This is a genomic window from Nocardioides cynanchi (assembly GCF_008761635.1).
Taxonomy (GTDB): Bacteria; Actinomycetota; Actinomycetes; order Propionibacteriales; family Nocardioidaceae; genus Nocardioides; species Nocardioides cynanchi.
Window position 1 is genome coordinate 2988109 of record NZ_CP044344.1, and the last position, 13917, is coordinate 3002025.

General features: G+C 71.1%; 15 protein-coding genes. 9 read left to right on the plus strand and 6 right to left on the minus strand.

Features of this window, described 5'->3' with window-relative positions:
- Window positions 1-368 precede the first annotated feature (368 nt).
- Entirely contained in the window at window positions 369-2012 is a 1644-nt protein-coding gene (locus E3N83_RS14385) for a SigE family RNA polymerase sigma factor (protein WP_151083881.1), read from the minus strand.
- 18 nt (window positions 2013-2030) lie between these two features.
- The gene (gene dnaA / locus E3N83_RS14390) at window positions 2031-3515 is read right to left on the minus strand and encodes a chromosomal replication initiator protein DnaA (protein WP_420371846.1); all 1485 of its coding nucleotides are present in this window, start codon (window positions 3513-3515) and stop codon (window positions 2031-2033) included.
- A gap of 543 nt (window positions 3516-4058) precedes the next feature.
- On the opposite strand from dnaA, the gene rpmH reads away from it, so the two are divergent.
- The 8 genes from rpmH (at window position 4059) to E3N83_RS14430 (ending at window position 9523) form a co-directional block, all read left to right on the plus strand.
- Window positions 4059-4202, plus strand: a complete 144-nt coding sequence (gene rpmH / locus E3N83_RS14395) for a 50S ribosomal protein L34 (protein WP_151085304.1) — start codon at window positions 4059-4061, stop codon at window positions 4200-4202.
- Window positions 4203-4234: 32 nt separating this feature from the next.
- Window positions 4235-4591, plus strand: coding sequence for a ribonuclease P protein component (gene rnpA / locus E3N83_RS14400; RefSeq protein ID WP_151083882.1), 357 nt, complete (start codon window positions 4235-4237; stop codon window positions 4589-4591).
- A 2-nt stretch (window positions 4592-4593) separates the two neighbouring features.
- A complete protein-coding gene (gene yidD / locus E3N83_RS14405; RefSeq protein WP_238342919.1) occupies window positions 4594-4860 on the plus strand; it encodes a membrane protein insertion efficiency factor YidD in 267 nt (88 codons plus the stop codon).
- Window positions 4861-4863: 3 nt separating this feature from the next.
- Complete coding sequence (yidC, locus tag E3N83_RS14410) at window positions 4864-5934, plus strand: membrane protein insertase YidC (protein WP_151083883.1); 1071 nt, start codon at window positions 4864-4866, stop codon at window positions 5932-5934.
- 221 nt (window positions 5935-6155) lie between these two features.
- Window positions 6156-6614 (plus strand): Jag family protein, encoded by a 459-nt coding sequence (locus E3N83_RS14415; protein ID WP_151085308.1) that lies wholly within the window; start codon window positions 6156-6158, stop codon window positions 6612-6614.
- Window position 6615: 1 nt separating this feature from the next.
- Complete coding sequence (gene rsmG, locus E3N83_RS14420) at window positions 6616-7326, plus strand: 16S rRNA (guanine(527)-N(7))-methyltransferase RsmG (protein WP_151083884.1); 711 nt, start codon at window positions 6616-6618, stop codon at window positions 7324-7326.
- Between the two features lie 257 nt (window positions 7327-7583).
- Window positions 7584-8546, plus strand: coding sequence for a ParA family protein (locus E3N83_RS14425; RefSeq protein WP_191908075.1), 963 nt, complete (start codon window positions 7584-7586; stop codon window positions 8544-8546).
- Entirely contained in the window at window positions 8543-9523 is a 981-nt protein-coding gene (locus E3N83_RS14430) for a ParB/RepB/Spo0J family partition protein (protein WP_151083886.1), read from the plus strand. Before E3N83_RS14425 ends, E3N83_RS14430 begins: the two co-directional genes overlap by 4 nt.
- 61 nt (window positions 9524-9584) lie before the next feature.
- On the opposite strand, the gene E3N83_RS14435 is transcribed toward E3N83_RS14430, so the two are convergent.
- On the minus strand, window positions 9585-10352 hold the full coding sequence (locus E3N83_RS14435) for a lysophospholipid acyltransferase family protein (RefSeq protein ID WP_151083887.1): 768 nt from the start codon (window positions 10350-10352) through the stop codon (window positions 9585-9587).
- Window positions 10353-10384: 32 nt separating this feature from the next.
- Window positions 10385-11599, minus strand: coding sequence for a pyridoxal phosphate-dependent aminotransferase (locus tag E3N83_RS14440; RefSeq protein WP_151083888.1), 1215 nt, complete (start codon window positions 11597-11599; stop codon window positions 10385-10387).
- Window positions 11600-11687: 88 nt separating this feature from the next.
- On the opposite strand from E3N83_RS14440, the gene E3N83_RS14445 reads away from it, so the two are divergent.
- The gene (locus E3N83_RS14445; RefSeq protein ID WP_151083889.1) at window positions 11688-12338 is read left to right on the plus strand and encodes a GNAT family N-acetyltransferase; all 651 of its coding nucleotides are present in this window, start codon (window positions 11688-11690) and stop codon (window positions 12336-12338) included.
- On the opposite strand, the gene trxA is transcribed toward E3N83_RS14445, so the two are convergent.
- Both trxA and trxB read right to left on the minus strand, forming a co-directional pair.
- Window positions 12339-12668 (minus strand): thioredoxin, encoded by a 330-nt coding sequence (gene trxA, locus E3N83_RS14450; protein ID WP_151083890.1) that lies wholly within the window; start codon window positions 12666-12668, stop codon window positions 12339-12341.
- Between the two features lie 162 nt (window positions 12669-12830).
- A complete protein-coding gene (gene trxB, locus E3N83_RS14455; RefSeq protein WP_151083891.1) occupies window positions 12831-13877 on the minus strand; it encodes a thioredoxin-disulfide reductase in 1047 nt (348 codons plus the stop codon).
- Between the last annotated feature and the right edge of the window lie 40 nt (window positions 13878-13917).

Consider the following 13917-nt stretch of genomic DNA (forward strand, 5'->3'; position numbering starts at 1 on the left):
CTGCCACGCCGCACCCCCACGCGGGAGGCCCGCCCGGTTTGTCGCGGACCGATCCGGCTCTCGGGCCCGGTCGGCGGAGGAGGTCATCCCCAGATCGGGGCGCGAGGCGACGGTTGTCGATGATCCGCCCATGTAGAGGTTCGTAGGAGTAGTAGGTGCGGTGGAAACTGTGGACAAGCATCGTCCGTGCAGGTCAGCGGTGGTATTTCCGCACACAGGGGCTGTGCACGTGGCGGTGCGCATCCCGGGCCGGCTGGGGGTCGGCGGGCGGCGTCGCGGCCGCGACCGTCGCGAGTGCACAGGGCCTGTGGACGACAGGCCGTCCCTCGGCCCCCGGCGTCCACATCTTGCACCGGTGTGGTTCGTGGTCATCGGATCGCCGGGTGGATCCGACCGCGGACGTCGTGCTGGGTCTCGATGACCCGGTCGGTGACGGCGTCGACGGCGGTGATGGAGGCTGCACCCCGTCGGGTGCCGATGCGGTCGGGGGTCACCACGAGCCAGACCAGGCGACGGCGGACGACGACCCGCCGTGGCCCGTCATGGGTGATGGTCAAGATCCGTAGGAAGGTCGGATGGCCGGCGGTGCTCGTCGTCCTGTGGGGGCCGAGGGCGGCGCGGACCGCGGCGGGTCGCCCGTACGTCGGTCGTGGCACGGCGACCGGGAAGATCCGCCAGCCGTGCCGTCGAAGGGACGAAGTGGCGGCGAAGCGCCCGAGGTCCCCCGCGGAGAAGAACAAGGAGATGGACCGACCCAGGTCGACCGGTGTGCCGATCGGGGGAACGCTGAAGAGGAACGTGCCGGGTTGCTCCCGTGACGGCACCTCCAGCATGCGGGGGCGCAGCCCGGCCCCGGTCGCGATGGTCACCATCTGGCCGAGCGCTGCCCGTCCCCGCGCGGCGGTGCCGATCGGCACCGTGATCTGGCGCGAGGACACCGGCTGCAGGGAGTTCCGGATCAGGCGCAGCTGGGTCCGGTTGGCCGCCCGGATGTGGAAGGAGACGCGGGCCGACGGGACGCGCAGCGTGGTGCTGATGGCGGAGTGGTGGCGGCGCTGCCGGACGGGCACCCCGCTGACCGTGCGCCAGGGGACACCGGTGAACGACGCGTTGCCGATCCGCACGAACAGGGTCGGGGGCCCCGTCCGGCAACGATGACCCCTGGTGAGGAGCGCGGTGAAGAGGACGGTCGGCCGCGAGGGGGTGACGCCGTCGCACGCGACCCGGTCGGTGCCCCACGACCCGGGCACCTGGATCGCCCACCCGTTCAGCCCGACCAGTCGGGTGGCCGGACCCGACGGGTGCTGGGCCCAGGGCGGTGCCGGTCCGGGTGCTGCCGCGGCAGGAGTGTCGGTGACCAGGGCGCGGACCACGTGCACGGCCCCGGAGATGAGGAGGACGGCGGCGAGCACGCCGGCGGTGGCCGCGAGAGTGCGTCGCCGCCGGCCACGTCGTACGTCGTGGGCGGAGGCCAGCAGGTGCGGAGGGGGCAGGCTCATCAGCTGGTCGGCGCGGTGCTGCTCGACCAGCTCGACCAGCTGCTGCTCGCTCAGGGGTGGGTGCAGCGCCGTCAGGGCCTCCCGGGTCCGCTGGAGCGCCAGCTCGGGGCGGACGTCGAGGACCTCGGCCACACTCAGCTCGTCGAGCTCGGCCACGTAGCGCAGCACGAGCGCGTCCCGGTGCCGCGGGTCGAGCGGCAGCAGCGCGCGGACGAGCGACGATGCGTCGTCGGGCACCTCGTCGTCCGCGGCCGGTGGTTCGTCGAGGATCCCCACGTCACCGCGCCAGGGCCGGCCGCTCGACCCGTGGATCAGCCCGAGCAGCCGGGTCAGGACGTCGAGGTCGGCCCGATCGTCCTGCCAGACCCGGGCCCAGCGCTGGTAGGTGCCGACCAGCGCGTCGGTGACGACGTCCTCGGCGCGCTCGGTGGCGCAGCCGAGCAGCAGAGCGGTCCGGACCAGCATCGACCAGTGCGTGCCGACGTACGCCGTGAAGTCGTCGTCGGTGCTCATCGTGCCTCCGTCAGCGGGTCACGACTGTCGCGCCTGCATCTTGACCCGGTTGGTCAGCTCGCTGACCTGGTTGAAGACCGCCCGGCGCTCGGCGAGGAGCTGGTTGATCTTGCGGTCGGCGTACATCACCGTCGTGTGGTCGCGGTTGCCGAACTGCGCGCCGATCTTGGGCAGGGAGAGGTCGGTGAGCTCGCGGCACAGGTACATCGCGATCTGGCGGGCCATCACCAGGTGCCGGCCGCGGCTGGGCCCGGTCAGCTCGTCGATCGAGAGGCCGAAGTACGCCGCGGTCTGGGCGATGATCAGCGCCGCGGTGATCTCGGGCTCGCCGCCCTCCGGGATCAGGTCCTTGAGGACGATCTCGGCCAGGGTCATGTCGACCTCCTGGCGGTTGAGGTTGGCGAACGCGGTGACCCGGATCAGGGCACCCTCGAGCTCGCGGATGTTGGTCTGGATCTTGCTGGCGATGAACTCCAGGACGTCGGCGGGCGCCGAGAGCCGGTCCATCGCGGCCTTCTTGCGCAGGATCGCGATCCGGGTCTCGAGGTCGGGCGGCTGGACGTCGGTGATCAGGCCCCACTCGAACCGGTTGCGCAACCGGTCCTCGAGCGCCTCGAGCCGTTTGGGGGCGCGGTCGGAGGTGAGCACGATCTGCTTGTTGGCGTTGTGCAGCGTGTTGAAGGTGTGGAAGAACTCCTCCTGGGTCTGGGTCTTGCCCTCCAGGAACTGGATGTCGTCGATCAGCAGCACGTCGACATCGCGGTAGCGGCGCTTGAAGCGGTCCTGCCGGTCGTCGCGGATCGCGTTGATGAACTCGTTGGTGAACTCCTCGCTCGACACGTAGCGCACCTTGGCGCCGTTGTAGAGGGAGCGGACGTAGTGCCCGATCGCGTGCAGCAGGTGGGTCTTGCCCAGCCCGGAGTCGCCGTAGACGAGCAGCGGGTTGTAGGCCTTGCCCGGAGCCTCGGCCACCGCGACGGCCGCCGCGTGGGGGAACCGGTTGGACGAGCCGATCACGAAGGTCTCGAAGGCGTACTTGGGGTTCAGCCGGGTCTCGCCCGCCGGGGGCCGTTGCGCCGCGTCGTGCTGGGCCGGGGTGGGATTGTCGATCTGTCTATCTGTCGACATATCGCTAGGTGGATTGATCGGTTCGGGGCTGGACTGGGTGCCGACGTGCCCCTCGCCGAGGGTCGGGTTGACGGTGACCGCCAGCCGGATCTCGTGGCCGAAGATCGCGGTCAGCGCGTCCTCGAGCTGGCCGCGCAGCCGGCCCTCGAGCTGGGTCCGGGTGAAGTCGTCGGCGACCGCGATGATCGCGGTGTTGCCGTGCAGTGTCACCGGTTCGCTGGCGCGGACCCAGGCCTGCTGGTTGGGCTGGAGCTCGTCGACCACGCGCTGCCAGGCGGCAGCCAGATCTGCGTCGCTGTCCACAGGTTGTCCCGCTCTCTTCGATCGCCCGTACCCGGGGTGCGGCAACCCGCCGCGCACGCCGGGGCGCCGGATGCGTTCCACAGGTTTGTCCACACCTTGTGAACCTGGCCGCTGCCTTGTGGAAACAGCCTGCCGAGACGCCAACGGCGAGCCGGCGGAAACCGGATCGCCGCAGGTCAGAAGCCCATTCGGGACAGATGACCGCGGTTGCGCCCATCCGCCGGACCGACCCCGGACCGAACGCGGGGAAACTCGACGAGCCTCGAACATAACCTCCCGGAGGGGGCCCGGGCAATACGCTATCCACAGGCTGTCGGGGCCGGCTGGCGACGGCGTCGCAGGCCGCCACCGACCCCGGAAATCTGCGGCCCGGCTCGGGGCCGGCCCGCGCGGTCCGGGCGATTTGACGGTGGAATCGCGCGGAGCGTACCGTTCGTCGGTCACCCGGTGTCGACGGGTGCCGCATGTCCACGGCTCGACCCGGCTGGTCCGGGACAGATGCGTGGACGGGCGGTGCCGGTGCGAACCCGAGGTCCCGCACCAGTGCTGTCCGACGTCATCGGGCGTTTGTCTGGTTCGACCGCCGGCGTGATGCCCCTGAACTACATCGGAGTGATGCTCGTGAGCAAGCGTACCTACCAGCCGAACAACCGCCGGCGCCACAAGGTGCACGGCTTCCGGCTGCGCATGCGCACCCGCGCCGGTCGTTCCATCCTGTCCTCCCGGCGGCGCAAGGGCCGCAAGAGCCTCGCGGTCTGATCCTCGACCCGACTGGCTCGTGACCCGGACCTGTGCTGCCGGCGACGCATCGACTCACCCGAGGTGGTGACCTGCGGCGCGTCTCCCGCACCGGTCAACGCGCCGGCTCCGGCTCCCTCGTCGTGCACGTCGTGCTCGCCGACGCGCAGGGGCCGGCCCGGATCGGGTTCGTGGTCAGTCGAGCCGTGGGCAACTCCGTGGTCCGCCATCGTGTCCAGCGCCGTCTCCGTCATCTGTGCCGTGAGCGTCTCGGCGACCTCCCACCCGGGTGTGAGCTCGTCGTGCGGGCCCTCGCCCCGTCGGCGTTCGCGTCGTACGCGGAACTCGGCGCCGACCTCGACCGTTGTCTGCAACGGGGCCTGGTCCGCAGGCCCGGGACGGTGAGCTGAGCGTGCGGTTCCTGACCCTGCTGACCCGGATCCCGCAGTACCTGCTGATCGGTGTGCTCCGCCTGTACCGCCTGGCGATCAGCCCGCTGTACGGCCAGGTCTGCCGCTACCACCCGTCCTGCTCCGCCTACGCCCTCGGCTCGGTGACCGAGTACGGCGCCGTCCGGGGTGTCTGGATGTCCGCCCGCCGACTGCTGCGCTGCCATCCCTGGGCGCCCGGCGGCTACGACCCCGTGCCACCGCGCACGACTCCCAACCAAGGAGCCTGACCCGTGCATTTCCTCGGCACCATCGGCCACTTCATCCTGACACCGCTCTACTACGCCATCTCGGTGGTGCTGGTCGGCTGGCACAGCCTGTTCAGCCTGTTCCTGCCCAAGGACGGCGGGATGTCGTGGGTGCTCTCGATCATCGGGCTGACCCTGGTGATCCGGGCGGCCCTGATCCCGCTGTTCGTCAAGCAGATCAAGTCCAGCCGGAACATGCAGCTGATCCAGCCCAAGGTCAAGGAGCTGCAGAAGAAGTACGGCCACGACCGTGAGCGCCTGGCCGCGGAGACGATGACGCTCTACCGCGAGACCGGCACCAACCCGTTCGCCGCCTGTCTGCCGCTGCTGGTGCAGATGCCGATCTTCATCGCGCTGTTCCGGCTGCTGGACCACGCGGCCAAGAACAAGACCGGGCAGGGCGTGCTCACCACGAAGCTCGCTACCAGCTTCGGTGAGGCCAAGCTGTTCGGGACGGTCCCGATCTCGGCGACCTTCGTCAAGCCGGACGGCGTGCTCGGGGTCCAGATCCTGGCCGCCATTCTGGTGCTGGCGATGACCGCCACCACCTTCCTGACCCAGCGCCAGCTGATGAGCAAGAACATGCCGGCCGACGCGCTGAGCGGGCCGTACGCCCAGCAGCAGAAGATGCTCCTCTACGTGCTGCCCGTGGTCTTCGCCGTGGGTGGCGTGGCCTTCCCGATCGGCGTGCTCTTCTACTGGACCACGACCAACCTGTGGACGATGGGCCAGCAGTTCTACGTGATCCGCCGCAACCCGGCGCCGGGCACGCCCGCGTTCGACGCGAAGCTGAAGCGCGACCGGGCCAAGGGCAAGGTCACCGAGGTGGCCGAGGAAGAGGCGCTGGAGGATGCCGTGGAGCATCCGACCGAGCAGCGCAAGCGCCAGCAGCCCAAGAAGATGACGCGGGAGCAGCGCAGGCGGGCCGCGCAGCGTCCGCCCCAGCGGGAGCCGGGCGAGAAGGATTCGGGCCAGACCGAACCGGGCCCAGCGGAGCCAGGCCAGTCCGAGCCGGGCGACGCGGACGACATCGACGATGAGGGGAAGCCAGCATGAGCGAGACCGAGACCCAGGCCGACGGCACGGAGTTCGACGGCACCGAGTTCGACGGCACGGAGACCGAGGCCACCGAGAGCAACGACCTCGGGGTCGAGGAGCCAGCGGCGGACCTCGAGGGCCCGGATGACGACGCGGTCGAGGAGACCGGCGACGACGCCGCCGGGGAGCCCGTTGACGCGTCCGACGACGACCTCGCCGGAGAGCCGGGCCGCCCGTCGCTGCACGACCGCCTCGAGCACGAGGGTGACGTCGCCGCGGACTACCTCGAGGAGCTGCTCGACATCGCCGATCTGGACGGTGACCTGGACATGGACGTCGAGGGCGACCGGGCCGCGGTCTCGATCGTCGGCGCCGACCTGACCCACCTGGTGGGCGAGCGAGGCGAGGTGCTGGACGCGCTGCAGGAGCTGACCCGGCTGGCGGTCTACCGCGAGACCGGCGAGCGTTCCCGCCTGATGCTGGACATCTCCGGTCATCGCGCCGAGCTGCGTCGCCAGCTCGAGGAGCTGGCCGGCACCACGGTGGCCCAGGTGAAGCAGAGCGGCGAGAAGGTCGCGCTGCGTGCGATGTCGCCGTTCGAGCGCAAGGTGGTGCACGACGCCGTCGCCGCCGCGGGCCTGGTCTCGGAGTCCGAGGGTGTCGAGCCGCGGCGCTACGTGGTCGTTCTGCCGGCCTGAGATGGCCGATGTTTCACGTGAAACACCGGAGCCGGACCCCGCGCTGATCACGGCCGTCTTCGCTCCGGACCGGCTGCCGGCCCTCCGGAGGTACGTCGCACTGCTGGCCGGGGACGGAGTGGACCGGGGCCTGATCGGCCCCCGCGAGGTGCCCCGGCTGTGGGACCGACACGTGGTGAACTGTGGGCTGCTCGCTCCGCTGCTGCCCGAGGGTGCTCGGGTGGCTGACCTGGGCTCGGGAGCCGGTCTGCCGGGCCTGGTGCTGGCGATCGCCCGCCCCGACCTGGCGGTGACCCTGGTGGAGCCGATGCTGCGGCGGACCACCTTCCTGAACGAGGCGTGCGAGGCGCTGCACCTCGAGCGGGTGCAGGTGGTCCGCGGTCGCGCCCAGGAGCTGGTCGGCGAGCGGTTCGACGTGGTCACCGCCCGGGCCCTGGCGCCACTCCCGAAGCTGCTCACCTGGGCGCTGCCCCTGGTGGCCCCGGGCGGCGCCCTGCTCGCCCTGAAGGGCTCCTCGGCGGCCGACGAGGTGACGGCGTCGGCCGACGAGCTGGGGCGATGGCGTGCTTCGGCCGAGGTGCTGAGCCTGTCGGTGCCGGGCTCCTCGATCACCACCGTGGTCCGGGTGGTCCCGGGCCGGACCACGGCGATAGGTTGGCGACCCGACCCCGCACCAGGATCGTCGCGCCCGAAACGGAGGAAGCGCTCGTGAGCCACCAGCAGGTCGACCATCCGGCGGCGCGCAGCTACGGCGACCTCGGCTGGCCGTCCGAGACCGGGTCCGGATCTGGCGGCGCGGAGTTATCCACCGGTCTGGGATGGCCCGCTGAGCGTGAGCGTCCACAGGTTTCCCCTAGTTATCCACAGCCGGGTGGGACTAGACCGACTACCGAGGGGACTAGTCCCGTTTCACGTGAAACCGAGCCGGCCACGACGGCAGGGGCCGTCACCGCCGCCGCCGACCCCCCGATGAGCACGTCGGCGCCCTCGGCGTACCGGACGGCCGGCGAGCTCGCCGCCGCCAGCACCGGGCTGGACGACGACACCACGCCCCTGGCCCGAGCCGCGGCGGACACCGTCCTGGCCCGGCAGGCCGCCGGCCAACGGCCGCCGCTGCCGCGGCCCGAGCGCACCCGGGTGATGGTGGTGGCCAACCAGAAGGGCGGCGTGGGCAAGACCACGACGACCGTGAACGTCGCGGCCGCCCTGGCCCAGCTCGGCCAGCGGGTCCTGGTGATCGACCTGGACCCGCAGGGGAACGCCTCTACGGCTCTGGGGGTCGCCCACCAGCGTGGCGTGCCCTCGACGTACGACGCCCTGGTCGACGGCGAGCCCCTGGCCGACGTGACCACCGCGTCCCCCGACCTGCCGCTGCTGCACGTCGTCCCGGCCACGATCGACCTGGCCGGCGCGGAGATCGAGCTGGTCAGCGTGGTCGCCCGGGAGAACCGCCTCCGGCGGGCGATCGCCGGCCATGCCCTGATCGGCTCGGCGGAGGCGGCCGGCGACGACCGCTACGACTTCGTCTTCATCGACTGCCCGCCGTCCCTGGGCCTGCTGACCCTGAACGCACTGGTCGCCGGGGCCGAGATGCTGATCCCGATCCAGGCCGAGTACTACGCCCTCGAGGGGCTCGGCCAGCTGATCGAGACCGTGGAGATGGTGCGGGCCCACCTCAACCCCGGGCTGGCGATCTCCACCATCCTGGTCACGATGTACGACGCCCGCACCCGGCTGGCCTCGGGCGTCGCCCAGGAGGTCCGGTCCCACTTCGGTGACCAGGTGCTGCGCACCTCGATCCCGCGCTCGGTGCGAGTCTCCGAGGCGCCGTCCTACGGGCAGACCGTGATGACCTACGACCCGGCGTCCCCGGGAGCATTGTCCTATCTCGAGGCGGCTCGGGAGATCGCCAGGAAGGGTGCCCCGCGATGAGCCAGGACCGACCCCGCCGTGGTCTTGGCCGCGGCCTCGGCTCGCTGATCCCGACCGGGCCTCCCTCCGGCCCCTCGGATGCCACCACCCCGCCCGGACCCACGGACGCCTCAGCGGACAGCGGCGCGGTCGCGGCGGGGTCCGGTACCGAGACAGGCGTCCCGGCCGGCGCCTACTTCGCCGAGGTCCCGATCGACCAGATCACGCCCAACCGGGTCCAGCCGCGCGAGGTCTTCGACGAGGACGCGATGGCCGAGCTGGTGCACTCGATCCGCGAGGTGGGCCTGCTCCAGCCCGTCGTCGTGCGGGCCACCGGCCCGGAGGCCTTCGAGCTGGTGATGGGCGAACGCCGGTGGCGGGCCGCCCAGGCAGCCGGCCTGTCGCTGGTCCCCGCCATCGTCCGGCAGACCGACGACGCCGACATGCTGCGCGACGCCCTGCTGGAGAACCTGCACCGGTCGCAGCTGAACCCCCTGGAGGAGGCCGCGGCCTACGCCCAGCTGCTCGAGGACTTCTCCTGCACCCACGAGGAGCTGGCCGAGCGGATCGGTCGGTCCCGGCCCCAGATCAGCAACACCATCCGCCTGCTCAAGCTCTCGCCGGCGGTCCAGCGCCGGGTCGCTGCCGGGGTGCTGTCGGCCGGGCACGCGCGCTCTCTGCTGGCCGTCCCCGACGCCGACCAGCAGGACCGGCTCGCGGCTCGGGTGGTGGCCGAGGGGATCAGCGTGCGTGGCCTCGAGGAGATCGTCGCGGTCGGCGGGCAGGAGTCGGCCCAACCGACCACCCGCCGCAACCGCCCGACGGCGCCCGGCCTGGCCGACCTGGCCGAACGGCTCTCGGACCGGTTCGAGACCCGGGTCAAGGTGGATCTCGGGCAGCGCAAGGGCCGGATCAGCGTGGAGTTCGCCTCGATGGACGACCTGCGACGGATCGTGGACATCATGGATCCCCGCAACCGGAGCGACCGCCCGATCTAGCGACCTATCGACAGGTCGATAAGTCGACAAAGAGATTCGTCGATGGAACGACGTGCGGTGGTCAGTGGTGGCGCTGAGCGCGGGCGGCGGCCCGCTTGGCGGCCCGCTCGCGCTTCTCGGCCGCGTCCAGCTCGGCCGCGCGCTCCGGAGTGGGCGCCGAACCGCCGTACGACGCGGGCAGCCACCAGGCGCCCGGCTCGTGCTGCGGGTAGGCGGCGATCGACTCGGCCAGCAGGCCCTGCAGCGCCTCACGCAGGGCGCGGGTCTCAGCGATCGGGTCGGCCCCGGTGACCGGGATCGGCGGGCCGATCCGGATCGTGATCGCGGTGCCCCGCGAGAAGTCCTTGTCGTGGTCCTTGGTCATCAGCCGCTGGGTGCCCCACAGGACCATCGGGATCAAGGGAGCGCCGGCGCGCTGGGCGATCCGGGCCGCGCCGGTCTTGAGCTCCTTGATCTCCATCGACCTCGAGATCGTGGCCTCCGGGAAGATCCCGACCAGCTCGCCCTCCGAGAGGTGCCGCAGCGCCTCGGCCAGCGAACCCTCGCCGTCGGCCCGGTCGACCGGGATGTGACGGCAGGCCCGCATGATCGGGCCGCTGACCTTGTGCTCGAAGAGCTCGCGCTTGGCCATGAACCGCACCCGCCGGCCGATCCGGTCGGGCGCGAAGCCGCCGTAGATGAAGTCGACGTAGCCGATGTGGTTGAGCGCCAGCATCGCCGGCCCGGTCCGGGGCAGGTGCTCCAGGCCGGTGATCTCGATCGGCTGCCCGAGGGCCCGCATCGCGAGCTTCGCGGTGCGGATGACATTGGTGTAGACCACCTCGGGCATGCGGGCAGCCTAGGCCCGCCGCGGTACGGCGTTCAGCGCCGGGTGGTCAGGAACTCGGCGATCCGGCCGATCGCCTCCTCGAGGACCGCGACGTCGGGCAGCGTGACCAGGCGGAAGTGGTCCGGCTCGAACCAGTTGAAGCCGGTGCCGTGGGTCACCAGGATCCGCTTGGCGCGGAGCAGGTCGATCACGAAGGCCTCGTCGTCCTCGATGGCGTAGACCGCGGGGTCCAGGCGCGGGAAGCAGTACAGCGCGCCGCGCGGCGTGACCGACGAGACGCCGGGGATGCAGTTCAGCAGGCGGTCGGCCAGCATCGTCTGCTCGTGGAACCGGCCGCCGGGCGCGACCAGCTCCTCGATCGACTGGTAGCCGCCCAGGGCGGTCTGGATCGCGTGCTGGGCGGGCACGTTGGCGCACATCCGCATGTTCGCGATCAGGGTCAGGCCCTCGAGGAAGTCGGTGGCCAGCTCCTTCGGGCCGGAGATCATCACCCAGCCGGCCCGGAAGCCGCAGACCCGGTAGGCCTTGGACAGCCCGCTGAAGGTCAGGCAGAGCACGTCGTCGCCGGCGTACGTCGCGGCGTGGTGGTGGACCGCGTCGCCGTAGAGGATCTTCTCGTAGATCTCGTCGGCCATCAGGACGAGGTCGTGGCGACGGGCGATGTCGACCAGCCCGCGCACCGTCTGCTCGCTGTAGACGGCCCCGGTGGGGTTGTTGGGGTTGATCAGCACCAGGGCGTGGGTGTTCTCGGTGATCCGGGCCTCGATGTCGGCCAGGTCGGGGTCCCAGCCGTTGCCCTCGTCGCAGCGGTAGTGCACGGGGGTACCCCCGGAGAGGGTGACGGCCGCGGTCCACAGCGGGTAGTCGGGGGCGGGCACCAGGATCTCGTTGCCGTCGTCGACGAAAGCCTGGAGGACCATCGAGATCAGCTCGGAGACGCCGTTGCCGATGAAGACGTCGTCGACGTGGACGTCGCGCAGGCCGCGCTCCTGGTAGTAGTGCGCGACCGCGGTGCGGGCGGGGTAGATGCCCTGGGACTCGCTGTACCCCTGGGCCTCCGGCAGGTGGTGGATCATGTCGGCGAGGATCGCCTCGGGAGCCTCGAAGCCGAACGGCGCGGGGTTGCCGATGTTCAGCTTCAGGATGCGGTGACCCTCGGCCTCCAGCCGCTGGGCCTCGACCAGGATCGGCCCGCGGACGTCGTACCGCACGTGCTGGAGCTTGCGGCTCTGTCGGATGGGGCGCACGCAGTCATCCTCTCAACATCGTGGACGTGCCTACGATGGTGTCCGTAGCGGGCGACGCCCCTCGTCTCCCGCACCGGCGGAGGTCTCCATGTCACGCAAGGTCGTCCGGATGACGCTGGACCACCTCGCCGAGCTCGAGGCGCCGTGCCGCACCTGCGTCTTCTGGGAGCTCGACCCGGTCAGCCGGGCCCGGGTCGAGGACCCCGCCGACGAGAAGCAGACCTGGGTCTCGACGGTGCTGCGGGAGTGGGGCTCGTGCGGGCGGGTGGCCCTGCAGGACGACCGCCCGGTCGGCTACGTGCTCTACGGTCCCCCCGCGTTCTTCCCGGGGGCGAACGGCTTCCCGACGGCGCCGGTCGCGGCCGACGCCGTCCTGCTGTCGGCGGTGTACGTCGATCCGGCGGCCCGCGGCGGCGGCCTCGCCCGGATGCTGGTCCAGGGGATGGCCCGCGACCTGATCGAGCGCGGGGACATCCATGCGGTGGAGGCGTTCGGCGACACCCGTGGGCCCGGCCTGGCCGGAGGCGGACGATGCGTCACGCCCGTGGACTTCTTGACCAGCGTCGGTTTCCGGACCCAACGCGCGCACGCCACGACGCCGCGCATGCGGATGGATCTGCGCAGCGCGCTGTCGTGGCGCGACGAGGTGGAGTCGGCGCTGGAGAGGCTTCTCGGAGCGGTCCGGCCGGCACCGAAGCCGCGCGCGGACCACCCGAGGGCGACCCGGTCGAGCGACTGATCAGGCGGTGATGAACTCGTCGAGCTCCTTGAGCAGCGCCGCCTTGGGTCGGGCACCGACGATCGACTTCACGACCTCGCCACCGTGGTAGACGTTGATGGTCGGGATGCCGTTGACGCGGTAGGACGAGGGGACGACGGGGTTCTCGTCGACGTTCATCTTCAGGAAGGTGATCTTGTCGCCGTGCTCGGCGGCCAGCTCGTCGAGGATCGGGGCCACCTGGCGGCACGGCCCGCACCACTCGGCCCAGAAGTCGACCAGGACCGGCTTGTCGGACTTGAGCACCTGCGAGTCGAAGTCGGCATCGGTGACGGCAGCGAGGTTCGCCACGGGGGTTCCTTCCTGTTGGCACCCGGCCTCGGGGGCCGGGCGTCTGAGTCGCGCGTCTGGGGCACCAGCGCTGTCACTGGAGTGAACACCATGATGCCGACACTTGTTCCGCGTCCGGGGACGGCGCGCACGTGGCGCCGGCACCGGAGCCGGCGTGAACGCTCAGAGACCGGCGGTCGTGACGTGCTCGTCGGCGGCTGACCCGGCCACGGCCCGCTGGGCCTCGCCCGAGGTGGCCGCACTGTGGTCGAGCTCGGCGACGTAGCGCTCGGCGTCGAGGGCGGCGGCACAGCCGGTGCCGGCGGCGGTGATCGCCTGGCGGTAGTGGTGGTCGACCAGGTCGCCGCAGGCGAAGACGCCCGGCAGGTTGGTGGCGGTCGACGGGTGGGCGACCAGCGCGTAGCCCTCGTCGTCGAGCTCGACCTGCCCCTTGACCAGCTCCGAGCGCGGGTCGTGGCCGATCGCGATGAACAGACCGGTGGCGGGCAGCTCGCTCTCGGTGCCGTCGACGGTGTTGCGCAGGGTCAGCGACTCGAGGCGCTCGGTGCCGTTGATCGCGGCGACCTCGGAGTTCCACACGATCTCGAGCTTGGGGTCGGCGAAGGCCCGCTCCTGCATGATCTTGGACGCGCGCAGCTCGCCACGGCGGTGGATCAGGGAGACCTTGCTGCCGAAGCGGGTCAGGAAGGTCGCCTCCTCGATCGCCGAGTCGCCACCGCCGACCACTGCGATGTGCTGCTCCCGGAAGAAGAAGCCGTCGCAGGTCGCGCACCACGAGACGCCGCGACCGGAGAGCTCCTTCTCGTTGGGCAGGCCCAGCTCGCGGTAGCCGGATCCGGTAGCCAGGATCACCGAGCGGGCGGAGTAGGTGTCGGTGGCGGTGCTGACCGTCTTGACGTCTCCGGTCAGGTCGACCGAGACGACGTCGTCGGAGACCAGCTCGGCGCCGAAGCGCTCGGCCTGGGCCCGCATCTCGTCCATGAGGGCCGGGCCCATGATGCCGTCGCGGAAGCCGGGGAAGTTCTCCACCTCGGTGGTGTTCATCAACGCACCGCCGGCCGTCACCGAGCCCTCGAAGACGAGGGGCCGAAGGGAGGCGCGGGCGGCGTACACCGCAGCGGTGTATCCCGCCGGACCCGAGCCGACGATGATCACGTTGCGGACGTCGCCGGAAGCGGACTGCGGGGACTGCGTCGTTGCCTGGGACATGACTCCTGCTCCTGAGTGCCGGATCGGGACTGCTGGACGG